Source organism: Micromonospora sp. NPDC093243 (genome assembly GCF_044753725.1).
GTDB lineage: Bacteria > Actinomycetota > Actinomycetes > Mycobacteriales > Micromonosporaceae > Micromonospora.
In genome coordinates this window covers 557,903-579,736 of sequence record NZ_JBIVNT010000006.1, presented here as the reverse complement: position 1 = coordinate 579,736, position 21,834 = coordinate 557,903, and the positions used below count along the sequence as shown (strand labels likewise).

25 protein-coding genes are annotated in these 21,834 nt (G+C 71.1%); 14 read left to right on the top strand and 11 right to left on the bottom strand.

The window, feature by feature from the left end:
* The first annotated feature begins 123 nt into the window (after positions 1 to 123).
* Complete coding sequence (locus ACIP9D_RS23300; protein WP_350874790.1) at positions 124 to 912, top strand: zinc ribbon domain-containing protein; 789 nt, start codon at positions 124 to 126, stop codon at positions 910 to 912.
* Here the strand turns inward: ACIP9D_RS23300 and ACIP9D_RS23295 are convergent.
* Both ACIP9D_RS23295 and ACIP9D_RS23290 read right to left on the bottom strand, forming a co-directional pair.
* Positions 833 to 1,072 carry an NIPSNAP family protein gene (locus tag ACIP9D_RS23295; protein ID WP_350874791.1) on the bottom strand — a complete coding sequence of 80 codons (240 nt, stop codon included), beginning with the start codon at positions 1,070 to 1,072 and terminating at the stop codon, positions 833 to 835. The genes ACIP9D_RS23300 and ACIP9D_RS23295 overlap by 80 nt on opposite strands.
* Before the next feature lie 112 nt (positions 1,073 to 1,184).
* Positions 1,185 to 2,180 (bottom strand): aldo/keto reductase, encoded by a 996-nt coding sequence (locus ACIP9D_RS23290; RefSeq protein ID WP_350874792.1) that lies wholly within the window; start codon positions 2,178 to 2,180, stop codon positions 1,185 to 1,187.
* Positions 2,181 to 2,303: 123 nt separating this feature from the next.
* On the opposite strand from ACIP9D_RS23290, the gene ACIP9D_RS23285 reads away from it, so the two are divergent.
* Positions 2,304 to 3,149: a helix-turn-helix transcriptional regulator gene (locus tag ACIP9D_RS23285; RefSeq protein ID WP_350874793.1), complete on the top strand. Its 846-nt coding sequence runs from the start codon at positions 2,304 to 2,306 to the stop codon at positions 3,147 to 3,149.
* A gap of 66 nt (positions 3,150 to 3,215) precedes the next feature.
* A complete protein-coding gene (locus ACIP9D_RS23280) occupies positions 3,216 to 3,995 on the top strand; it encodes an SDR family NAD(P)-dependent oxidoreductase (RefSeq protein ID WP_350874794.1) in 780 nt (259 codons plus the stop codon).
* A 72-nt stretch (positions 3,996 to 4,067) separates the two neighbouring features.
* Here the strand turns inward: ACIP9D_RS23280 and ACIP9D_RS23275 are convergent, their stop codons facing one another.
* Positions 4,068 to 5,090, bottom strand: a complete 1,023-nt coding sequence (locus ACIP9D_RS23275; RefSeq protein ID WP_350874795.1) for a zinc-dependent alcohol dehydrogenase family protein — start codon at positions 5,088 to 5,090, stop codon at positions 4,068 to 4,070.
* A 205-nt stretch (positions 5,091 to 5,295) separates the two neighbouring features.
* On the opposite strand from ACIP9D_RS23275, the gene ACIP9D_RS23270 reads away from it, so the two are divergent.
* On the top strand, positions 5,296 to 5,619 hold the full coding sequence (locus ACIP9D_RS23270; protein ID WP_350874796.1) for a carboxymuconolactone decarboxylase family protein: 324 nt from the start codon (positions 5,296 to 5,298) through the stop codon (positions 5,617 to 5,619).
* Positions 5,620 to 5,739: 120 nt separating this feature from the next.
* Here the strand turns inward: ACIP9D_RS23270 and ACIP9D_RS23265 are convergent, their stop codons facing one another.
* On the bottom strand, positions 5,740 to 6,540 hold the full coding sequence (locus ACIP9D_RS23265; protein WP_350874797.1) for a hypothetical protein: 801 nt from the start codon (positions 6,538 to 6,540) through the stop codon (positions 5,740 to 5,742).
* Positions 6,541 to 6,661: 121 nt separating this feature from the next.
* Here ACIP9D_RS23265 and ACIP9D_RS23260 point away from each other — a divergent pair, with 121 nt between their 5' ends.
* Positions 6,662 to 7,753, top strand: a complete 1,092-nt coding sequence (locus ACIP9D_RS23260; RefSeq protein WP_350874798.1) for a hypothetical protein — start codon at positions 6,662 to 6,664, stop codon at positions 7,751 to 7,753.
* Positions 7,754 to 7,786: 33 nt separating this feature from the next.
* On the opposite strand, the gene ACIP9D_RS23255 is transcribed toward ACIP9D_RS23260, so the two are convergent.
* The gene (locus ACIP9D_RS23255) at positions 7,787 to 8,536 is read right to left on the bottom strand and encodes a hypothetical protein (RefSeq protein ID WP_350874799.1); all 750 of its coding nucleotides are present in this window, start codon (positions 8,534 to 8,536) and stop codon (positions 7,787 to 7,789) included.
* Between the two features lie 102 nt (positions 8,537 to 8,638).
* Here ACIP9D_RS23255 and ACIP9D_RS23250 point away from each other — a divergent pair, with 102 nt between their 5' ends.
* The 4 genes from ACIP9D_RS23250 to ACIP9D_RS23235 all read left to right on the top strand — a co-directional run bounded on the left by ACIP9D_RS23250 (position 8,639) and on the right by ACIP9D_RS23235 (position 11,921).
* A complete protein-coding gene (locus tag ACIP9D_RS23250; protein ID WP_350874800.1) occupies positions 8,639 to 9,349 on the top strand; it encodes a DNA alkylation repair protein in 711 nt (236 codons plus the stop codon).
* 97 nt (positions 9,350 to 9,446) lie between these two features.
* The gene (locus ACIP9D_RS23245; RefSeq protein WP_350874801.1) at positions 9,447 to 9,935 is read left to right on the top strand and encodes a hypothetical protein; all 489 of its coding nucleotides are present in this window, start codon (positions 9,447 to 9,449) and stop codon (positions 9,933 to 9,935) included.
* Positions 9,875 to 10,489, top strand: coding sequence for a TetR/AcrR family transcriptional regulator C-terminal domain-containing protein (locus ACIP9D_RS23240; RefSeq protein WP_350874802.1), 615 nt, complete (start codon positions 9,875 to 9,877; stop codon positions 10,487 to 10,489). Before ACIP9D_RS23245 ends, ACIP9D_RS23240 begins: the two co-directional genes overlap by 61 nt.
* A gap of 91 nt (positions 10,490 to 10,580) precedes the next feature.
* Positions 10,581 to 11,921, top strand: coding sequence for a hypothetical protein (locus tag ACIP9D_RS23235; RefSeq protein WP_350874803.1), 1,341 nt, complete (start codon positions 10,581 to 10,583; stop codon positions 11,919 to 11,921).
* A gap of 36 nt (positions 11,922 to 11,957) precedes the next feature.
* Here the strand turns inward: ACIP9D_RS23235 and ACIP9D_RS23230 are convergent, their stop codons facing one another.
* Positions 11,958 to 12,389, bottom strand: coding sequence for a helix-turn-helix domain-containing protein (locus ACIP9D_RS23230; protein WP_350874804.1), 432 nt, complete (start codon positions 12,387 to 12,389; stop codon positions 11,958 to 11,960).
* 113 nt (positions 12,390 to 12,502) lie between these two features.
* Between ACIP9D_RS23230 and ACIP9D_RS23225 the strand changes: the two genes are divergently transcribed.
* Positions 12,503 to 13,225, top strand: coding sequence for a DsbA family oxidoreductase (locus ACIP9D_RS23225; protein ID WP_350874805.1), 723 nt, complete (start codon positions 12,503 to 12,505; stop codon positions 13,223 to 13,225).
* A 106-nt stretch (positions 13,226 to 13,331) separates the two neighbouring features.
* On the opposite strand, the gene ACIP9D_RS23220 is transcribed toward ACIP9D_RS23225, so the two are convergent.
* Positions 13,332 to 14,177 (bottom strand): NAD(P)H-binding protein, encoded by an 846-nt coding sequence (locus ACIP9D_RS23220; protein WP_350874806.1) that lies wholly within the window; start codon positions 14,175 to 14,177, stop codon positions 13,332 to 13,334.
* 94 nt (positions 14,178 to 14,271) lie between these two features.
* On the opposite strand from ACIP9D_RS23220, the gene ACIP9D_RS23215 reads away from it, so the two are divergent.
* From ACIP9D_RS23215 to ACIP9D_RS23200, 4 genes are all read left to right on the top strand, one after another.
* Positions 14,272 to 14,739: a MarR family transcriptional regulator gene (locus ACIP9D_RS23215; RefSeq protein WP_350874807.1), complete on the top strand. Its 468-nt coding sequence runs from the start codon at positions 14,272 to 14,274 to the stop codon at positions 14,737 to 14,739.
* Between the two features lie 137 nt (positions 14,740 to 14,876).
* Positions 14,877 to 15,827, top strand: a complete 951-nt coding sequence (locus ACIP9D_RS23210; protein ID WP_350874808.1) for an NADP-dependent oxidoreductase — start codon at positions 14,877 to 14,879, stop codon at positions 15,825 to 15,827.
* Positions 15,828 to 15,935: 108 nt separating this feature from the next.
* The gene (locus ACIP9D_RS23205; protein WP_350874809.1) at positions 15,936 to 16,658 is read left to right on the top strand and encodes an SMI1/KNR4 family protein; all 723 of its coding nucleotides are present in this window, start codon (positions 15,936 to 15,938) and stop codon (positions 16,656 to 16,658) included.
* Positions 16,659 to 16,768: 110 nt separating this feature from the next.
* Positions 16,769 to 17,359, top strand: a complete 591-nt coding sequence (locus tag ACIP9D_RS23200; protein ID WP_350874810.1) for a TIGR03086 family metal-binding protein — start codon at positions 16,769 to 16,771, stop codon at positions 17,357 to 17,359.
* A gap of 79 nt (positions 17,360 to 17,438) precedes the next feature.
* On the opposite strand, the gene ACIP9D_RS23195 is transcribed toward ACIP9D_RS23200, so the two are convergent.
* From ACIP9D_RS23195 to uxaC, 4 genes are all read right to left on the bottom strand, one after another.
* Positions 17,439 to 18,386 carry a CU044_5270 family protein gene (locus ACIP9D_RS23195; RefSeq protein ID WP_350874811.1) on the bottom strand — a complete coding sequence of 316 codons (948 nt, stop codon included), beginning with the start codon at positions 18,384 to 18,386 and terminating at the stop codon, positions 17,439 to 17,441.
* Positions 18,379 to 18,993: an RNA polymerase sigma factor gene (locus ACIP9D_RS23190; protein WP_350874812.1), complete on the bottom strand. Its 615-nt coding sequence runs from the start codon at positions 18,991 to 18,993 to the stop codon at positions 18,379 to 18,381. Before ACIP9D_RS23190 ends, ACIP9D_RS23195 begins: the two co-directional genes overlap by 8 nt.
* Positions 18,994 to 19,054: 61 nt before the next feature.
* The gene (locus ACIP9D_RS23185; protein ID WP_350874813.1) at positions 19,055 to 20,392 is read right to left on the bottom strand and encodes a mannitol dehydrogenase family protein; all 1,338 of its coding nucleotides are present in this window, start codon (positions 20,390 to 20,392) and stop codon (positions 19,055 to 19,057) included.
* Positions 20,389 to 21,786 (bottom strand): glucuronate isomerase, encoded by a 1,398-nt coding sequence (gene uxaC / locus ACIP9D_RS23180; RefSeq protein WP_350874814.1) that lies wholly within the window; start codon positions 21,784 to 21,786, stop codon positions 20,389 to 20,391. The genes ACIP9D_RS23185 and uxaC overlap by 4 nt, the downstream gene beginning before the upstream one ends.
* Positions 21,787 to 21,834: the final 48 nt, after the last annotated feature.

The window sequence follows — 21,834 nt, the reverse complement described above, 5'->3', positions numbered from 1 at the left end:
ACGGTTCACTCCCGCGCTGATCACCAGTCACGGTCATCTGTGTACTCCTTCAGCTCACGCTGATCTCGTTACACAGACCATCTGACACGCCCCACGCCACCGCGCACCAGGCCAGCGTGATCTATGTCGAGGACCTCGCCACCCTCGAGGACCCGTGGCCGCTCCCGCAGCCTCAACCGACGCCTGTCCGGCGCGGTCCGCGGCACCGTGTTCACCGCCATCGCCCACCTCGCCGCGAAAGCCGGCATCGCCGTCGTGACCGTTCCGGCGCGTGGTACGTCGTCGGGCTGTCCGCGTTGCGGCGGCCCGGTGACGCATGTCAAGGCACCGGACCGGAGCGCGGCCGGGTACCGGTGGGCCACCTGCTCGTGTGGCCTGTCACTGGACCGTGACCACGCCGCCGCGCAACGCATCACCGCCCGGGGCCTGACCAACCAGACCAAAACCCGCCGCGACCGCAACGGCCGGGCCGCGATCCGGACAGCCACCGACACACCCGTCCGACGCCGCACGCGTCAACCAGCCCGCGCCGCGACGACCGGGCCGGCGCGGGAGCGACGCAAAAACGCACCCACCCCCAAACAGACCCGGCCCGCGAGGGCCACGACTTCACCCCTGCTGCCCCTGCGACGGCAGGTTCCCGCCCCGACACACCCCCCAACGGGGTCTGCCGGCAAGCGTCCGGCGGGACGGACACCTCAGGCAACCAGCCCCTCAGGGCCGGTCCGCCAGGTGCCGCACACGGCTTCCACCACCACCCCGCGACAACCCCACCAGGTCCGCGGGGCGATCCTCGGCCGCGGCTTCCACCGCCACGTGCACGCCACCCCCATCACCCACGGGACAACGGCACAGGCGAGATGCCCGGATCATGAGGATCAAACAGGAAACCAGAGACGCTCTCGAAGCTGAACAGCGCTTCGGCCTGGTCGCTGGCTCCCTCGGCGGGCAGGAAGTAGCCGTGGTGCACACCGCCGTGCTTGGCCACCAGCCGCATCCACGCGTGGGCGAAGCGCTCAAACGCCTCGATCTCCGCGGGGTCGATGGTGTAGTGGACGACGCAGGTGATCACGGCCCCACGATACGGGTCGGTGGTCGCACAACGCCGTGCCGCCGCTCGTGGTGGGCAGCCGGTACGCGGCCGCCCACCACGCGTGAGCAGGGCGGATATGAGCCGTCCGGCGTCAGTTGCCGGCGCCCAGAGAGCCCATCATCTCGGTCGGATAGCGGTCCCCGCGAGCGGCGCCGGGCGGAACGGCCCGCTCGATCACGGCCAGGTCGTCGGCGGTCAGGGTGACGTCCGCCGCGCCCAGGGCCTCGGCGAGGCGTTCCCGGGTACGCGCGCCGACCAGCGGCACGATGTCCTCGCCCCGAGCGGCCACCCAGGCGATGGCCAACTGCGCGACCGAGCAGCCCTTCTCGGCGGCGATCCCGCGCAGGGCCTGTACCAGGCCGAGATTGTGGTCGAGGTTGTCGCCGTGGAAGCGGGGACTGTGCGAGCGGAAATCGCCGGGGCCGGCACCCCGACCGGGGGCCCAGTGCCCGGAGATCAGGCCGCGGGAGAGCACACCGTAGGCGGTCAGCCCGATACCGAGCTCCCGCAGGACCGGCAGGATCTCCCCCTCGACGGCCCGGGAGATCAACGAGTACTCGATCTGCAGGTCGGCGATCGGATGGACCGCGTGCGCCCGGCGGATCGTGTCCGGACCGACCTCGGACAGGCCGATGTGCCGGACGTATCCGGCCTTGACCAGCTCGGCGATCGCGCCCACGGTCTCCTCGATCGGCACGTCCGGGTCGAGCCGGGCCGGGCGGTAGATGTCGACGTGGTCGGTACCGAGCCGGGTGAGTGAGTACGCCAGGAAGTTGCGCACCGCCACCGGCCGGCTGTCGTGCCCGCCCCACGACTTGTCCGGCCCGCGCAGCCCGCCGAACTTGACGCTGAGCTGGTAGCTGTCGCGGGGACGGCCGCGCAGCGCCTCGCCGAGCAGCAGCTCGTTGTGGCCCATGCCGTAGAAGTCGCCCGTGTCGATCAGCGTGATCCCCGCGTCGAGCGCGGCGTGGACCGTGGCGATGCTCTCCGTGCGGTCGGACGGCCCGTACAGGTCCGACATGCCCATGGCGCCGAGGCCAAGGACGGAGGTGGTCGGTCCGGTGCGGCCGAGGGTTCGGGTCTGCATGTCCGTTCTCCTTCGTTCGATCTCCTCCACCATCCGTCGCCGACGCGGCCACGGAAACGGAGCGCTTGTCGTAGGAGCGGCGATCTCTGGATGGCGGCCCCGCCCCGGAGAGACGATGGGGTCATGCAGCGCGCCGAACTCGCCGACTTCCTGCGCCGCCGGCGGCAGGCCATCCGTCCCGGGGACGTCGGGGTGGCCGCCGGCCCGCGCCGCCGCACCGCGGGTCTTCGCCGGGAAGAAGTCGCGCTGCTCGCCGGCATGTCGACGGACTACGTCGTCCGCCTGGAGCAGGGACGCAGCCCACAGCCGTCGCCGCAGCTGCTCGGCGCGCTCGCCCGCGCGCTGCGGCTCAGCGACGACGAGCGGGCGCACCTCTTCCACCTGGCCGGGCACCAGCCGCCGCCGGGCGACGGGCCGGCGCGCTTCGCCCGTGCCGGCCTGGTACGCATGCTGGACCTGCTCGGCACGACGCCGGCCAGCGTCCTCTCCGACCTCGGCGAGACGCTCGCGCAGAACCGGACGGGCATGCTGATCTTCGGCGATCCGAGCGGCTTCCGGGGGGACCGGCGATATCACGCGTACCGGTGGTTCACCGACCCCGAAGCGCGCCGGATCCACCCGCCGGAGGAGCACGAGCACCACTCCCGCGTCATCGTCGCCGACCTGCGCGCCGCCGCCGGCCGGCGCCACGGTGACCCCGAGGTGGCCGGGCTGGTCTCCCGGCTGCGAGCGGCCAGCGCGGAGTTCCGCCGGCGGTGGGACGAGCATGAGGTCAGCGTTCGGCGCGCGGACCGGAAGACCGTCGTGCACCCGCGGGTGGGACAGCTACTGATGGACTGCGAAACGCTGACGACGCCGGACCAGGGGCAGGTGCTGCTGGTGTTGACGCCCGCGAACACGGACGCGGCGGAGAAGCTCGCGCTGCTGTCGGTGGTCGGGCTGGAGGAGTTCCCGGCCAGCACGCCCTGAGCGGCGCCACCGGGGCTCGTACCGGTGCCCGGCGTGATACGCCCACGACCTGGAAGGACCAGCACCATGACCAAGCTCGCACTCGTCACCGGCGCCACCTCCGGCATCGGCAAGGCCTTCGCCGAGCGGCTGGCCGCTGACGGCTACGACCTGGTGATCGCGGGACGGCGCAAGGACCGCCTGGACGAGTTCGTCGCCGCCCACCCCACAGCCGACGTTCAAACGGTGGCTGCCGACCTGTCCACCGATGCCGGGGTGGACGCGATCGCCGAGGTCTGCGCGTCGCAGCCGCTGACGATGCTGGTGAACAACGCTGGCGTGTCGCACTACATGCCGCTCGCGGAGCTTCCCGCCGACAAGGCCAGGGAACTCGTGCACGTCAAGGTCGTCGCCCCGACGATGCTCACCCGCGCCGCCGTCGCCGGCATGCAGCAGCGCGGCGAAGGCGCCATCATCAACGTGGCCGGCATGATCGCCTTCAGCGGTCCGGCACCGAGCTCGATGATGCCCCGCCGGGCCGTCTACGCCGGCACTCTGGCCCACCTCGTCGCGATGTCCCAGACGTTGAGCGCCGAGCTGGCCGGCACGGGCGTCAAGGTCCAGGTCGTGTGCCCCGGCGTGGTGGCCACCGAGTTCCACGAGCGGCAGGGTCTCGACATGAGCGTGATCCCGCGGATGAGCGCCGACGACGTGGTCACCGCCAGCCTGCGCGGCCTCGAACTGGGCGAGGTCGTCGTCGCCCCGGGCGTGGAGGACGCCGGGCTCCTGGACGCGGTCTTCCAGGCCGACCTCGCCGCATTCGGCGGACAGAGCACCGAACTGGCCACCCGTTACCGGGCCGGCTGAGGCGAACTCAGCGAGTGGCCCGGTAGCGGGTGGCTGCCGGGTCGGCCACACCCTCCGGAGCGGCACCGTGCGTCAGGGCTTGAGGAGAACCTTGACGGCCCGGCGCTCGTCCATCGCCCGGTAGCCCTCGGCGGCCTGCTCGAGCGGCAGCGTGAGGTCGAAGACCCGGCCCGGGTCGATCTGCCGGTTCCAGACCAGGTTGATCAGCTCGGGCAGGAAACGGCGCACCGGGGCGGGACCGCCATGCAGATGCACGTGGGAGAAGAACAACTCCTCGCCGGGCAACTGAACCCCGTGGGCGACACCGACGTAGCCCACGTGACCTCCGGCGCGGGTCGAGCGGATCGCCTGCATCATCGACTCCTGGGTGCCGACCGCCTCGATGACCGAGTGCGCGCCGAGCCCCTCGGTGAGGTCCTTGATCCGGGCCACGCCCTCGTCGCCGCGCTCGGTGACGATGTCGGTCGCGCCGTAGTGGATCGCGAGTTTCTGGCGGGACTCGTGTCGGCTGACCGCGATGATGCGTTCCGCGCCGAAGTGCTTCGCCGCCAGCACGGCGAGGAGGCCGACGGCGCCGTCACCGACGACAGCGACGGTCCTGCCCGGTTCGACCTCGGCCGCCACGGCGCCGAACCAGCCGGTGCCGAGCACGTCGGAGGCCGCCAGCAGGTCCGGAACCAGATCCTCCGAGGGTACGTCCGGGGTGGCGACCAGCGTGCCGTCGGCCAGGGGAATGCGAAGGTACTCGGCCTGGGCGCCGAGTCCGCCGATGGGCTCGCGGTGGACGCAGGAGCTCTGGTAACCCGCGCGGCAGATGGGGCAGGTGTTGTCGGACGCGAAGAAGGATCCGACGACGAACTGGCCCGGTTTGATGTTCCTGACCTCGCCGCCGACCTCCTCGACGACGCCGACGTACTCGTGGCCCATCGGCGACGGCCCGTTCACCGCCTCGACGCCTCGGTACGGCCACAGGTCCGAACCGCAGACGCAGGCGGCGGAGACGCGGATGATCGCGTCGGTCGGCAGGAGAATCCGCGGATCCTCGCGCTCCTCCACCCGGACGTCGGCAGGGGCGTGCAGAACAGCACCACGCATCAGGTTCTTCCTCTCACCTTGACGGGCCGGCCGCGACACCGCCGGTCACCCTTCTGGGCGTACCCGGACAGGGCATGGGAGATACCACCATCCGGCGAGTAACCGTCGAAAGCGACAGCGATCCCAGCCCGGGTCCGTCGGCCGGGTCCCGTTGTTCGTTTACCCAACAAAGCCCGACACACCCATCCAAGGAGGCACCACCAGCATGTCCGAACCCGCGCGACAATCAACCGCCCGGCAGAATCTCGGCAGCTTCGCGCCGAAGCTGGTGTCGCTCACCGACGACGTCCTCTTCGGCGACGTCTGGGAACGCGCCGAACTCGCTCCCCGCGACCGCAGTCTGATCACGATCGCTGCCCTCGTCGCCGGCGGCAACAGCGAGCAGTTGCCGTACCACCTCAACCTCGGCAGACAGAACGGCCTCACCGAGACCGAGATCGTCGAGGCCATCACCCATCTGGCCTTCTACACCGGATGGCCGAGGGCCGTGTCCGCCCTCGGAGTCGCCAAGCAGACCTTCAAGGCCTGACGCCGACAGCAGTGAACCGCTCCGCTGACGCGTCAGGTGCACCGCACCACACGCCGTCGTTCGCGGGGCCCGGTTCGGCATGGGCGCGCTCAGGCGGCGGGTCGGAGGTGTGACCGTCTCCTAGCGGAACTCGAGCCTGGGTCCGGATAGTCGACCGTCGCCGAGAGAGGAGAGCCGCTGCAGCTCCCGGCGCAACTGTTCGATCTCGTGGTTGTCGAGGCGGAGCCTCACCCGGTACGTCGCCGAGCGCGTTTCCCAGGTTCGGGCCGCTTCGGCAGTCAGTTGTAGGCGCAGTGTCCGCTGGGACAGCCGGAGCGCGGCCAGCCCTTGGAAGACCGGTAGGCCGCGCTCAGTGATGAGGCAGTAGCCGTCGTCGTCGCCGGGGTCGTAGTCGTCGTGCGCTGGATTGAATGTCTGAAACTCCAGCATGCGGGGCCGGTAGTCGAGGTCGCGGCCGGACAGCGCCACGCATAGGACACCGCCCTCGTCGCGGATCGACAGTTCCGACGCGGTGAAGCCGGCCCGGGCCTGGCGTGACAACGCCCCGGTGAGCCGACGTATCGGCCCGGGGGCTCCTCCCGGGCCGTACGGCTGACCGCTGTCGACCTCGATGATGCGCTGGACGTGTTCGACGGCCAGATCCGGCACGCTATAGGTCAGCTCGGTAACCCCGTTCGGCCCGACGAACCGTAGGGCCACGTCGCCAGCCACGGTCGGTTCATGCCGTTGCCACCAGCCCGCCAGCGGCGCCGCCAGGACCGACAGATCACGTAGCTCGTCGGCGGTGAACCTCACGACGTCACCAACGCGATCGACCTCGATACCGTTGACAGTGGCAGCCCTGGCCACGACCACCAGCATTTCCCCGGGGTCCACGGTTTGACCACGCACGACCAGGCTTACTCCAAATCCGCTCGGCACGCGCCGAAGCGTAGACCCGGTCACGTACCGCACACCTGGGCCAGCAGCGCCAGTCGAGAACAGCAGTGGGGGCACGGCGGCGGGCGGTAATCGGGGTCTGGAAACCGTACGATGACTCGGCGTGACCCCCGACGAGATTTCCGCCGCATTGACGTTCGTTCCCGAGGTACGAGCGACTGCGTTGCAGAACCGGATGACGGTCCACGTCCCCGCGCTCGGCGACAGCGTCCACTTCGTCGCCGACGACGTGCGACGGGTCAGACCGATCTACGCACCCGACGGCGCACCGGCACTCGAATTCGCGGTCGGCGCCGGCGCGGAGTTGTGGCCGCTCATCATCACCGGGACCGACGTGGTGTTCCAGCCCGCGAGCCCGGACACGGTGCTGGACACCCGGATGCGGTACTCCGTCGCCGAGATGCCGCCGCTCGTCGCCTACACGGAGATGCTCCGCGAGGCCGAGGCGCACGGCCGTCGGGCGCAGTCGGGGCACATCGACTACGACAGGCTCGCGGGCACGTTCCTGCTCGTGCGCTGTTTCATTCTGGGCGCGGCCCGCTTCGGGCTGCGGCCGGCGGCCGCGGTGGGCTGGTGGGACCGGGCCTGGCGGCAGACAGGTGACAACGTCCTTCTGCCGCCGTGGCGCCCGGATCCACTGTGGGACGGCCTGCTGGCCGAGGCGACACAACTACCGGATCTGCCCTCGACCCTGAGCGCGGTACGCGACGAGCGCCCCGACGCGGCCCGCGTCGAGGTGGTCGACTTCCGGCGCCTCGCGCCCGGCATGAGCGTGGTGGGCCTGGACGACGAGTTCGTCGCGGCGTGGCGGCGCTGGGTGCCGATCACTCCGGCGACCTTCCACGCCACGCTCACCCGCGGCGTGCCCGACGCGACCGCCGACGTGGCCCTCTACCCCGACGGCGGTGGCAACATCGACCTGTGGATCCCGTTGAGCGACGGCCGTCGGGCGTTCCTGCAGGCCTCGTTCGTCTTCGCCGATCGCGACCTTGCCATCGACGAGATCCGAATTCCGGACCGGGTGGGCAATGGCCTGTTCCAGCGCCTGATGTTCAACACCGAGCAGTTGGCTGCCCTGCTCGGCCTCCAGCGGGTCACCCTGCGCGCCACCGGCATCGGGGCGTACGCGCTGGCCCGGGTCGGCGTCTACCCGCGCGACCCGGAGCTCTACCAGGCCACCCGTGACCTCACCTGACGCCGCCGGTGTCGACACACGGGCTGGAGATCGTCACTGCGCATGCCGGGCTTTCTCCGCACCGCGCAGCAACGACCGGCGCAGATTGGCCATCGCATCGGCGCCGACGGTCTGCTCCACCGACGACGCCACCTGCGCACACAGTTCGCGCGCGCAGGCCAGCTCGGCCCGGGCGCCGTCGATGTCGCTGCGCAGCCGCTGTGCCTGCTCCGGGTCGACCCGGCGGATGTCCCGCACCTCGCCCGTACGCGTTTCCCGCAGCGTCTCGGCCAGGATCATGACGTAGTCGGCCCGGTCCGACGACAGCACGGCGAGGGTGTCGCCCTCCTTCCCCGCGCTCGCCACCCGGTCCACCGCCGCCGACGGCAGGAAGAACAGCGTGGTGGTCGAGAACGTGCTCGTCCGTCGCTGCTGCTCCCACCGGGTCAGCAGGCCGGACTTGACGTCCAGGAAGGGTGCCAGCTCGAGGTACAGACCCGCGTCGACGGTGTTGAGCAGCATGCGCGAGTCACCGATCGCCTGGCGCAGCTTCCCGACGGACTCGACCTGCTCGGCCATCACCTGGCCGAATTCGGCCTCTGTCGCCGCGTCGGCGACGCCGTCGCCGAACTGCGCTGCCAGGGCGAGCACGCGGTCGCCGCGCAGACACAGGTCCTGCAACAGCAGCACGATGCCGAGAAGGTGGCGCGCCACGTCCGAGTCTCGCCCCGTCCTGCGGCGATCCAGCAGCCGTGCACCGTAGTTGGCGAAGATCTCCGCCAGCTTCTCGACGAGGGTGAACACGCGCAGAGCCTAGTGGACGGCGTCCACCTGCCCACTCCCCCGCGCACGGCCGGTCCGCGAGTTCGCGGTGACGCGCCAGGGGTCGCGGTAGGTTGCAAAGTCATGGCCCCTTCCGCCGACGTCCGTGAGGAACTCGCCAGCCTCGCCGATCCGCGTCGTGCGCAGGGACTGAGCCGGTTTCTGCAGATGTTTCCGGGCGGGTACGGCGAGGGCGACCGGGCCATCGGCGTCTCCGTGCCGGAACAGCGCAAAGTGGCCGCCCGGCACTGGCGTGACCTCTCCCTGGCCGACACGGCGGAGCTGCTGACCAGCGGCGTGCACGAGGAGCGGCTGACGTCCCTGTTCGTCCTGGTGCGGAAGTTCGCCAAGGGAGACGAGAGGGAACGGGGCCAGATTTTCGACGTCCTGCTGGCCAACACCGACCGCATCGACAACTGGGATCTGGTCGACTCGTCCGCGCCGTACATCGTCGGCCCCTGGCTGATCGACAAGGACCGCAGCGTACTGGACCGGCTGGCCGGGTCCGACCTGGTCTGGGACCGGCGCATCGCCATCATGGCGACCTTCGCCTTCATCAGAGCCGGCGACTTCCACTGGACCTTCCGCCTCAGCGAACGGCTCCTGCACGACCCGCACGACCTCGTCCACAAGGCGGTGGGCTGGATGCTGCGTGAGGTCGGCAATCGTGACAGAGCGGCGGAGGAAGAGTTCCTCGCCCGGCGGTACCGGGCCATGCCGCGGGTCATGCTGCGGTACGCGATCGAGAAGTTCGAACCGCAGCGCCGTAGGGACTACCTCTCCGGCGCGGCCTAGGGATCGGCGTCACACCCGTACGTCTTGACTTGCCAGCCCTCCCGGCCTAATTTGCTTACATCGTAAGCTTACGTTGTACGCAAACTAAGGAGGTTCGATGAAGAAGCTCGCCCTCACCGCTCCACTCGCCTGGCTCGCCTGGCTCGCGCTCACCGACTGGGTACCGATGTTTCCGCTCAACGACCTCGCCGCCATCCCGGCCGGGGACCGCGCCATCGCGGCCGTCGCGAACTACCCCTTCCCGCTGCTGATCGCGGCGGGTGTCGCGCTCGATCGGCACTGGTCCCGCATCACTGCGGTCGCGCTGAGCGCGCTCTGTCTCATCGGGCACGTCACCAGCTGGTGGATCCCGTACTTCGGCAGCGCCAGCCCCACCCAGCGGGTGGAGTTCCAGGAGTACTACGCCCAGACTCTGCGGTTCTGGCCCACCGCCGGCCATGACGTCGTCGTCGATCTGCAACACGCCGTCGTCGGCCTGCTCACCCTGGCGATGCTGACCGCCACCGTTCTTGTCACGATGAGGAGATGGCCACGACAGGAGAACCCCGGCCGGCCCGCCGCAGCAGCGGTCGCCCGCCACAGCTGAGCCGCGACGACATCGTCTCCGCGGCTCTCGCGGTGATCGACGCCGATGGCCTGGAGGCGCTGACCATGCGTCGCCTCGGCGCCGAGCTGGGAGTCGCGGCGATGTCGCTCTACCGCCACCTGCCCAACCGGGAAGCCGTCCTCGCCGCCGTCGTCAACCACCTGGCGACCGAGGCGATCACCGATCTCGACCCGGGCGGGTCCTGGGCCGAGAGCCTCACGGCCTTCGCGACCGCCTACCGCCAGATGCTGCTCAGCCACCCTCGCGCGGTACCACTGCTGGCAACCCATCCGATGGACGTCCACACCGGACTCGCACTCATCCAGGTCGTCCTCGACCGCGCCGACACGGAAGGCGTACCCCGGGCGCGCGCGCTGACCGCGGTCCAGTCGGTGGCCGTCTTCGTGCTCGGCCACGCCCTCGCCCAGGTCGGCACACCACCGGGGACCTCGGCCACCGCGGTCGAGACGCCGGAGGCCACCGAATACTACGACCGCTGGTTCGCCGAAGGGCTCGCCGCCATGGTGACCGGATTCGTACGGCCGGCTGTCTGACGGTCCGGGCGGCTCGCTGAGTACCCGTACTCAGCCGGGACCGGGTATGCGGCGGGCTATGCGATGGCGGCCGGCTGGGCAGGATTGCAGGGTGCTCCAGTTGAAGGCGTCGAAGCCGGTGGTTGTCGCGATCCAACTCGGCGCGGTCTGGGCGGTGGGAGCGGTCGCACTGCCGATGATGTGGCAGGCGCTGCTGGTCGCGGCGCTCGCCGGCGCGGCGGGCCTGATTGGCGTCATGGCCCTTGTGGCCGGGGTGGCCGTCCTGGCCTACCTGATCGTGGTGATCGCGGCCACCCGTGAGGTGTCGGTCCTGGGCGCGACCGGCGGTCGTCGAGTGCTGTGGGCGCTGCTCGTCACGGGTCTGGGCACGATCGGGTGGGCCGCCGGGTGGGCCGTCACCGACGTCGTCGGACTCGGGGTGAGCAGCAACCCGCCGGTGAGGTTCCTGCTCGGCGGCGTTCCGTTCGTCCTGGTGGCCGGGTTGTTCCTGCGCGGCTGGCAGTTCAGCGCCACCGCGCTCGGGCTGAGCGTGGTGCTGGTCGGCGCCGCCGTGGCGGGGCTGCGCCAGGAGTCGCCGGACGAGTTCGAGCGACGGCTGGTCGTCGCCGGCGTTCAGCGGGAAACCGCCTACGCGGTCGTCATCCCCGGCTACCTGCCCACAGACGATCGTGACTACGGCAACCGGCTGGGCGGCTCGCGCTTCCGCCCCGAGAACCCGGACACGGTCCCGCCGGACCGGTTCATCAGCATCAACGCGTACGACCGGGTCAGCCCGGGCGAGCAGATGTGTGCGCAGCCGACCGCCCAGGACTCGCGACTGACCTGGGGGTCCTGCACGGTCGAGAAGGACGGTCTGGTCTACCGGCACAACGAGATCCAGCACGGCTACCAGGTGTCCGTCGGCCGCCGGTACGTCACGGTGGTCGGAACCCCGGCGGTCGACCATGACCTGTTGCGGGCCGCGGCGCTGAGCCTGCACCTGGCCACCGCCGAAGAGCTTGGCGATGCCCAGACGCAGACCGGCGGGTACTACGCCGCCACGGTGCCCGGGTACGTCGGGCAGGTCACCGGGATCCCACCCGGCATGCTCTACACACCCGCCGACCGAACCGGCAGCGGAGCGCAGAGCGTCTCCATCTCGCTGGAGGTGACCTATGCGGGCAGCGACAGCATCTGCTTCCGCACCACCGAGTGCACTCCGGACGGCGGCGGGCTCACCTACGTCCGCAACGAGGACAGCCACGGGTATGTCATGCGGCGCGAGGAGGTGAACGTGCGGATCATGGGCGGGCTGCGGGTTGACCACGCGCTGCTGCGGCAGGCCGCGCTGAATGCCCGCCCCGCCACCGACGAGGAACTGCGCCGGGCCGTCCCGCCGCTCGAGGCGCGTGAGCCGCTCGACCGCCTCCGCCAGTGGCTACGCACGTTCTAGCCAGACGTCGCAGGTCGGATCCGAGCCGCCGTGCCGCTACGGTGCGTCGGCGCTGTCATATGCGGTCTGGTGGCGGCGGATCTCGGTGTGATGCTCGGCCGACCAGGCGGCCAGCGCCAGGACGGTGGACAGGAGCGAGGTCCCGAGTTCGGTGAGGGCGTACTCGACGCGGGGCGGCACCTCGGGGTAGGCGGTCCGCGTGACGAGTCCGGTGCGCTGCAGGTGCTTCAAGGTCAGCGTGAGCATGCGCTGGGAGATGCCGGGGATCGCGTCGGCCAGATCCGAGTAGCGGATGGGGCGGTCGGCGAGCGTACCGATGATCAGCACGCTCCACTTGTCGCCGACAAGATCCAGGACCTCGCGGATGAAGTCGGCGTCCTCGTCGTTCCAGTGCGCACAGGGCCCCGGCGCGGCCCGGACGTTCGCCCGGACGTTGGTCCGTCTCCGTCGAAGATCCTCCGCGCTCATGACCGCCGCCTCTCCGCCAACCGATCGCTACGCACATGGATGTGCCTTTTGTGGCGCTCCGATTCTAATGCACGATGGGGTTACGAACAGCGAGTAAGAAATGAGAGGACCCCATGAAGATCGAGTTCTGGTCGGACGTCGTCTGCCCGTACTGCGGGCTGATGGACCACCGCCTGCACCAGGCGCTGAACCGGTTCGAGCACGGCGGGCGGGTGCAGGTGATCCACCGGTCGTTCCAGCTACACCCGGACCTGCCGCGCGAGGGTGTCAGCCAGATCGAGCTGATCGAGATGGCTGGGGCCCCGGCGTCGACCGTTGACCGGGTCCTGCGCCCGATCGAGCGAGCCGCCGAGGCGGAGGGCCTGACGCCCTATCACGCGGTCGATCGCACGCTGGGCCCGACCGACCTGGCTCACGAGTTGCTCGCCTACGCCACCGACCAGGGCCGTGGCAACGAGATCTGGACGGCCATGTTCCGGGCGCACTTCGGGCAGGCCCGCAAACTGTGGACCACCGAGGAGGTCCTCGGCTTCGCCGCCGAAATGGGCCTGGACCCGGCCGGTGCCGCCGAGGCTCTGCGCAGCCGCCGCTATCGGGCCCGCGTCGCCGCCGACCAGCGGGAGGCCGAGCGCCTCGGCGCCCGCGGCGCGCCCTTCCTCGTCTTCGACCGCCGCTTCGCCGTCCCCGGCGCTATCGGCAGCGAAGACCTGCTCGCCGCGATCACGAAGGCATGGGCCGAAGCTCACCCCACGCCGCAGTCGCTGCCCGTCGTCTCCGGAGCCGACGGCATCTGCACCCCGGACGGCTGTGCGGTGCCCGAGCCCGGCGCCGCCTGACGCTTGGCGAGATGGACGCGGCCCCCAGCGGGCCCGACGGCAGCCTGCGCACAGGCCACGCCGGGCCCGCTTCCGGGGAGGCGGCAACTCGGGGCCGTGGCCCGGATCAGGCGGTGGCGAAGCGCGCCTGGTGGTCGCGGACGAACTCGGCGATGCTCCGCGGCGGCCGGCCGGTGACGCTGGCAACATGGTCGTTGGTGAAGTCGCCCCACCCGGAGCCGTAGGCGACCCGGTACTCGGTGAGCGCCTCCGCCGTCCACTCGTCGAGCCCGGCCTGAAGCAGGCCGCCGCGGGTCTGTTCCGGGCTCTGCGGTACGTACCGCACCGGGCGTCCGAGCGTACGGGTGAACTCCTCCGCCACCCGATGCAGCGAGACGCTCTCCGGGCCGGTGGGCGTGTAGATCCTGCCCTCGTGTCGTTCAGGCGCGGCGAGGATCTCGGCCGCGACCGCGGCGATGTCCCGTACGTCGACGACACCGACCCGCCCCTCGCCGAAGACCCCGTAGAGCTGGTCCCCGGCCAGGGATCCGAACAGGTTCTGCATGAAGTTGCTCGGTCGCAGGATCGTCCACCCCATGCCCGAGTGCTGTAGTTCGGCGTCGGAGAGCGCGTGCAGCCGACCGTTGCGGGTGGGAGCGTCGTGCGCCGCGCCGATCGCGGAGAGCCGGACGACGTGCCGCACGCCGGCGTGGCGAGCCGCCCACAGCACGTTCATGCTCTGGCTCGGCGCGAGCGGGCCCATCGCGGTCAGCAGCCACAGCTTCGTCACGCCATCGAACGCTGCTGCCAGCGTGGCGGGACGGTCCAGGTCACCGACGACGTAGTCGACGCCGTCGACGTCAGGTACGCGCGACCTGTCGCGGACGAGGGCCCGCACCGGCTGCTTGCCGGCAAGCTCCCGCAGCACCTCCCCGGACACAGTTCCGGTCGTTCCGGTGATCAGAATGGTCATGGCTGTCCTCCCGTCAGGCCGGCCGTGATTCGGCCGCTGTGGCGCCGCCGACGATATAGTCCAAGTAATGGACCGTCCAATGATTGGACTAAGCATGAGACGCAGCACACGTAAGGAACAGGATCCCGACCTCGGGATTTTGGCCGTCCAGCTCTCCGCACGGGTCCAGCGGGAGATCTTCACGCGCGCGGCCGAGCACGGGTTCGGAGACGTCAGGCCCCGCCACGGCGCGGTCCTCGCGTACCTGGACGCCGAGGGCACCCGACCCGGCGAACTGGCCCGGCTCGCCGGGCGAAACAAGCAGACGATGGGCGCGATCCTCGACGAGCTGGAGCGGCTCGGTTACGTCCGGCGCGCACCGGACCCGGCCGACCGTCGGGCAAAGCTCATCATCCCGACGGACCGTGGCCTCGAGTTCATGGAGGTCTCCGACGGCCTGGTCAACCTGATCGAGCAGCACCTCTCCGACGCGCTCGGCCCGGACCTCTACCGGGAGTTCAGGACCGCGCTGGGCCGGAGCGTGGCGAGCCTGCCGGCGATCGGCCACGACACCGAGGGCTGAGACCGCCGGTATCGCGGAACTCCGGCGTCCGGCTGCTCACCGCCCAGATAATGCGGGGTGTCAAGCTGGAGCCGGCTCCGTCTGGGGCGCCGCACGCGGGCTGACCCGGATGCGGGTCGGGAAGGAGACGTCGTCGGATGAGCACGATGTACGCCGTGCGAGCTCACACCAGAGGCGGCCCGGAACAGCTCGTGTACGAGCAGGCGCCGCGGCCCGAGCCGGGGCCCGGTGAGGTGCTGGTGGCCGTCAAGGCAGCTTCCATGACCCCGCACGAGCTCACCTGGCCGGCAACCTGGACGAACAGCTCCGACGGCTCAGGGCCCGAACGCACGCCGATCATCCCGTCGCACGAGTTCTCCGGAGTCGTCGCGGCATCCCGGGCGGGGTTGGAGAGCCCCACCGAGGGGGAGGCGGTCTACGGGTTGATCCCCTTCACCCGCGATGGCGCCGCCGCCGAGTACGTCATCCTGCCCGCGGCCGTCGTGGCGGCCAAACCCGCCGCCGTCGACCACGACCATGCCGCGGCGCTTCCACTGTCCGCGCTGACTGCCTGGCAGGCGTTGGTGGACCACGCCGGTCTGCAGGCCGGCCAACACGTGCTGGTGCATGGCGGCGCCGGTGGCGTGGGCAGCCAGGCGGTGCAGATCGCGGCCGGTCTCGGTGCTCGGGTGAGCGCCACGGCAGCGGCGGCCGACCTGGAGTTCGTCAGAGGCCTGGGCGCCGAGCAGGCAATCGACTACGCGCACGACCGCTTCGAGGATCACGTCCGCGACGTGGACGTCGTCATCGATCTCGTCGGCGGGGCGACGCAGTCGCGGTCCTGGTCGGTTCTGAAGGCAGGCGGCGTCCTGGTCAGCCCCGCCACGCCTCCCGACCAGCAGGAGGCAGCCCGGCACGACGCCCGCGGGGTGTACTTCATCGTCTCGCCCGACCAGAACGCGTTGCGTTCCATCGCCGAACTCGTCGACAACGGCCGGCTGAAGCCGGTGGTGGATCGCGTGCTGCCCCTCACGGAGACCCGCTCGGGTTATGAGGCGCTCGAGACGGGCAAGCGCCGCGGGAAGATCGTCATTCACGTCGCGGACTAGCGCGTCGGTCCCGGGGCAGGTGCCCACGGCTCAGCGGCATGCCCCCGTCGCCGTCAGCGAGATCGTCGGGCCTGCGTCGGTTGTGGAGTGATGCCTAGAATCCGCGTCGTGACCGACGCGGGTACGCACGCAGACGAGGACGTGGCCGACGCCTGGGCGCGGATCGAGGCCAGCCTGGGCCGGGTCCTGCCGGCTTCGCTGGGGCGGCTCGGGGCGCCGGCCGAGGCGCACGCGATCGATGCGGTGGAGACCGCCTTGGCGGTGGTGCTGCCACCGGACGTCCGCGCCAGTCTGCGCGTTCACGGCGGCACGACGTGGGGTTGGCCCAGCCCGGTGCCGCTGGATTACCTATACGACACCGACGAGATCGTCGAGGCGACGCGGATGTGGCGCACGACGTTCGACCCCGACCCGGTCTTCGACGATCCTCGAGTCTGGGCCTACCTGGTCGACCGGGGCATGATCCAGGTGAGCGGACCGGTGCGGCCGACTCTGAGCGGGGCCGACCGGGTGTTCGTGGGCACGATGAACGGCGACGTGCACTGGTTCCTCGACCTTGATCCGCCACCGGGGGGCACGCCGGGCCAGGTGGTTCGGGTTGATCCCGAGGCAACCACCTGGCACGTCCTGGCCCCGTCGTGGCGGCAGCTGCTGGTCCGCTACGCCGAGGATCTGGAGCTGTTCGCGACCGCACCTGACGACTCGGGGCTGGAGATCGACCAGGAGGCCGGCCCGGCGTGCGAATGGGGCGCGACAGCCGACTCCGGAAGAACACGTCCGGCGTGGCTTCGGGACGTCGAGCCCCTCAACCCGTACCCGTGGAGAGACTGATTCCGGCAACTGAGCCGAACCACGGCGCAGCAGTGGCGCTGCGCGATGCGAACTGTCCTGTCGGTCCCGACGCGTAGCGTGCGGACGTGTCCACGACTGAGGAGAGACCAATGATCGACAGTAAGGACACAGTTGATTTCGAGCCGGCGGCCCGCGCGCTGGCGGCGCTGCTGGGCGGGGTGACCGACGACCAACTCGGCCGCCCCACCCCGTGCGGGAAATGGACGGTCGCCGACCTGCTCCACCACCTCATGGGGCTGACGGTCGCGTTCCGGATCGCCGCCGAGAAGGGGCCCGACCCCGCGCCGGCTGGCCCGGACGATCCCGCCGCAGCGGAGCACGACCCGCGGTGGCGCACCCGGCTGCCGGCGCAGCTCGACGAGCTGGTCTCCGCGTGGCGTGAGCCGGCCGCCTGGACGGGCGACGTCGCGGTCGCCGGGGTGGTGCTGCCGGCCGGGATCATGGGTGTCGTCGCGCTGAACGAGCTGGTCATCCACGGATGGGATCTCGCCAGCTCGACCGGGCAGCGATACGACGTCGACGACCGTACCGTCGAGACGGTCCACGGCCTGGTGTCGCAGCAGGCGAGCAGCGACGGCACCCCCGGCCTGTTCGGGCCGGCGGTCTCCCTGCCCGCCGACGCTCCCCTGTTCGACCGGGTCCTCGGGCTCACCGGCCGCGATCCCGGGTGGAAGTCCTAGCACGACCGCCGCTCGGCTCGGCACCGAGCGGGCGGCCACCGGGCGGGCGCGCCGAGGCGCCCGCCCGGTCAGCGGAAACTCAGGGTGTCTGACCGACCCGGTCGACGACGGCGAGGGCCAGCACGGCCGACGACCCCGCCGACCCGCCCGCGCCGAGGAAGGCGTAGGTCTCGGGGTGGAAGACGAGCACGACCTGGCCCGAGCCGCCCGTCGACGGCCAGGTGATCCCGATGCCTGATCGGCCCGCGCCATCCTTGACGTGCTCCACAGCCTGCAGGTCCGGCGTCGTCGCCGCCGCCTCGTAGAGCGCCGCACGGGATCGAGGGCGCAGGTAGCTGTCGGTGAGGTAGTAGAGGACGTCCTTGCCGGCTGCATTGGCGTCGCCTGGTTCACCGCTGCGATGCTCGGTCAGGAAGGCCCGCATGGCGGCGGCGTCGGTGGGCATGTCGGCGCGGTAGGCGGGTGCGGGGATGCACCGCTCGGTCCTGCCCGGCACCACCTGGTCGCCCTTGACCACCGCGGCTCGCCCGTTCCGGCAGCCGGGCACGACCATTTCCGTGCGGCCGGCGGCAGAGGTCTCGATGACCAGACCGTCCCGGGTTCCGTCCACCGACTGCCAACTCTCCCGGATTCCCGGACCCTCCTGGCTGCGTGAATAGACGAACTGGCCCGGCCGGGGACTGACGTCCGGCACTTCCAGCGCGGCGGCCGCCGCGTTCCGGAGAACCTGGGCGGCATCCGCCCGGGCGGCCGGCGTGCTGCCACCGAGCGGGTCCGGCGCAAGCACGAGTACCGAAGCCAGCGACGCCGCCACGCCCGCCGCCGCCACCCCGGTGAGCACGAGTCGCCAGACCGGTCGCCGCGAACGAGGAGGCGTCGGGGGGACGGTCGAGGTCGTGAGTGCGGGAGACGGCGCGGCCATCGCGGTCATCACGGTCGTCAGCCGCGTGCGGGCCGGCGCCAACCGCTCGGCCGTCGGCAGCACGGTCTCGTCGCCGACCTGCTGGAGCAGTCGCATCTCATCCATTGCTCAGTGCCTCCTCGATCGTGCTGGCCGGTTCGCCGCCCAACTGCTCACGGAGCAACCGGCGGGCTCGGTTGAGTCGTGATCGCACGGTGCCGACCGGGATCGCCAGGGCGGCGGCGACCTCGTCGTACGTCAACTCCTCCCAGGCGATCAGCAGCAACACGTCGCGGTCTCCGTCGGAGAGCAGGGCCAACGCGTCGAGGAGGAGTCGGCGTAGCGATTGCGCCGTCACCGCGGTGGCGACCCGGTCGGCGTGTGACGCCTCGCTCGTCAGGGGGACGTACGCCTGCCGCAGTCGGTACTCCCGCTCCTCGTTCCGCCGGTGCTGGCCGACGATGTTGGTGGCGATCCCGTACAGCCACGGCCGGGCGTTCGGATGGGTGACGTCGAATCGATCCCGACGACGGAACGCCGCGAGGAACGTCTCGGCGACCAGGTCGTCCGCGGCCGGCACGCCGAGACGCCGGGCGAGGTAGCGATGGATGTGCGGCGCGTGCCGGTCGAAGATCGCCGAGAAGATCTCCGGTTCCTGCACGGACCGCGCGATGATCGTTGCGTCCGCCACCGCACCGACATCGACATCCTTTGCTCGCCGCAGGTGTTTCATGTAGGGCCTTTCGCGGAGTCGGGAAGCATCACCTGTTATCCGCGTCCGGCGGCCAAACGGTTCACGGGCGCAACGGTAGATGTGCGCCCGCCTCGTCGATCGCGTGGATGAGGTCCGTGTCGCCGGCCAGGTCCGGCGCGAGCAGCGCCAGCACGTCTCGCGCCGACCCCGCTCGTTGCTGGTACGGGCCGGCGCCGGCGTCGTTCACCGGCGCGCCGGCCCCGCGCAGGTGCTGAATCCAGGCGGCCAGCATCCGCGCGCCCCCGGTGGGCATCCGGCCGGCGGTCCGCTCGCCGCGCAGCACCGGCAGCAGCCGGATCGGCAACTTCTGCGAGCCGTCCGCGGCGATCTGTGCCAGCGTGTGCCGGATCCGCGGGTTCGCGAAGCGCTGGAGCAGGGTCGTCCGGTAGTCGGCCAGCTCGACGGCGGGCAGCGGCACGTGCCGCGCGGCCTCGCCCCACCACTGGTCCAGCCAGCCGCGGCAGACCGGGTCGGCGACCGCGGCCGCGATGGTGTCGTGCCCGCGCGCGCTGCCGGCGTATGCCAGCAGGCTGTGCCCACCGTTGAGCAGCAGCAGCTTGCGCGTCTCGTAGGGGGTGATGTCGTCGGCGAACCGAGCGCCTGCCGCTTCCCACGCCGGGCGGCCGGCCGGGAAGTCGCCGCTGAGCACCCATTCGGAGAACGGCTCGGTGACCACCGGCACCGCGTCCTCGTACCCGGTCAGCTGGGCCACCGCGCGCACGTCCTCCGGCGTGGTCCGGGGCGTGATCCGGTCCACCATGGTGGTCACGAAGGAGACGTTCTCGGCGATCCACCCGCTCAGCCCCGGTTCAGCCGATGCGGCCAGGTCGTGCACCACCCGGGCGGTGGCCTCGCCGTTGCCCGGCAGGTTGTCGCAGGAGACCACGGCGAGAGGACCGGCCCCGGCGATACGCCGCGCGGCCAGACCGGCGACGAGACGGCCGGGCATGGTGGTCACCCCGGCGCCGCGACGTAGCGCGCTGACGTCGGCCCGGATGTCCGGAGCGTCGAGGTCGAGGCCGCCGTCGCGGTGCCGCCGGTACGCCGCCTCGGTGACCGTCAGTGTGACGACCGCGACGTCCGGCTCGGCCAGGTACGCGCACCACGAGCGCAGGTCGGTGCCCGGATGCGCGGCCGACACCGCGGTCTGCACGGCCATCTCGTCGCGGTCCGGCCCGCGGACCACGAGCGTGTAGAGCCCGTCCTGCTCGGTCAGCTGGTCCGCCAGCGCCCGCGACCGGCCGGTGAACGCGCCGATCCCCCATCGTGCCGAGTCCGGGGCGGCACCGGTGTACCAGGCCTGGTGCGCCCGGAAGAACCCGCCCAGCCCGAGGTGGACGATGCGGACCGGCGGTCTGGTGGTCCGGTGCGGCCTCACAGCTTGAAGACCTTGCGCGGCTGGTCGCTGACCAGGGCGGTGAGCGTGTTGAGCGCCTCGTCCTCGTCCAGCCGGTGCGCCGCGACCAGCCCGGCGAGGAACCCCGCGTCGAGGCGGCGGGACATGTCGTGCCGGGCCGGGATGGAGCAGAACGCGCGGGTGTCGTCGATGAACCCGGACAGCCGGGAGAACCCGGCGATCTCGGTGACCGCCGCCTGGTAGCAGCGGATCTCGGACGGGTTGTCCAGAAACCACCACGGCGCTCCGGCGTACACGGCCGGGTAGAAGCCGGCGAGCGGCGCGATCTCCCGGTTGTAGACCTCCGCGTCCACGGTGAACAGCACCAGATGGAATCCCGGGTGGGTGCCGAACCGGGCGAGCAGCGGTTGCAGCGCGTGGGTGAACTCGACGGCGGTCGGGATGTCGTGCCCGGTGTCCGGGCCGAACCGGTTCGCGGTGGCCGGGTGATGGTTGCGGTAGATGCCCGGGTGCAGCGTCATGACCAGGCCGTCGTCGCACGACATGCGCGCCATCTCGAAGGTCATGTGTCGGCGGAACGCGGTCGCCTCCGCCGGCGAGACCGTGCCGGCGCGGGCCGCGCGGTAGATGCGTTCCGCCTCGTGCCGCTCCAACGGCTCGGTGCCCGCGTCGGCGTGGCTGTGGTCGGCGGAGACCGCGCCGTGCGCGACGAAGTACCGACGGCGTTCCTCCAGCGCGGCGAGGTACCCGGCGTAGTCGCCGACGTCGCCGCCCAACTCCTTGACCTTCTCCGGCCACCCCGGCCGGCCGATCTCCAGGTACCTGTCGGGGCGGAAGGTGGGCGCCACGGTGGTGTCGACGTCCGGGGCGTCGCGCAGCGCCGCGTGCGCGGCGAGGTCGTCGGCCGGGTCGTCGGTGGTGGCCAGGAAGTCGATGCCGAAGCGGCGTAGCAGGGCGCGCGGACGATGGCTCGGCTGACTCAACTGCCCCGCGATCAGGTCGTACAACGCGTCCGCGTTCTGCGCGCACGGCCGCTCGGTCACGCCGAAGATCTCCACCAGTTCGCTGTCGAACCAGTAGCGCACGGGGGTGCCGCGGAACAGATCCCAGTGGGCGCACAGCGACCGCCAGGCCTCCCGCGCCCGGTCCTCGGGCAGCGGCTCCTCCCCCACCCCGAGCGCCTGAAGCGGCACACCGCCGGCGTGCAGCAGCCGGGTCACGTAGTGGTCCGGCTGGAGGAAAAGGCTGGTGGGGTCCGCGAACGGGGTGTCGTCGCGCAGCATCCGGGGATCGACGTGCCCGTGCGGCGAGACGATCGGGAGGTCGCGGACCGCCTCGTACAGGCGGCGGGCGATTGAGCGCACTTCCGCGTCGGTGGGCAACAACCGGTCGGGATGCAACGTCAGAGCGGCCATGAGCCCGAGCGTGGGCGGGCCGCTCGGCGTTCGCAAGCGGTTGCCACC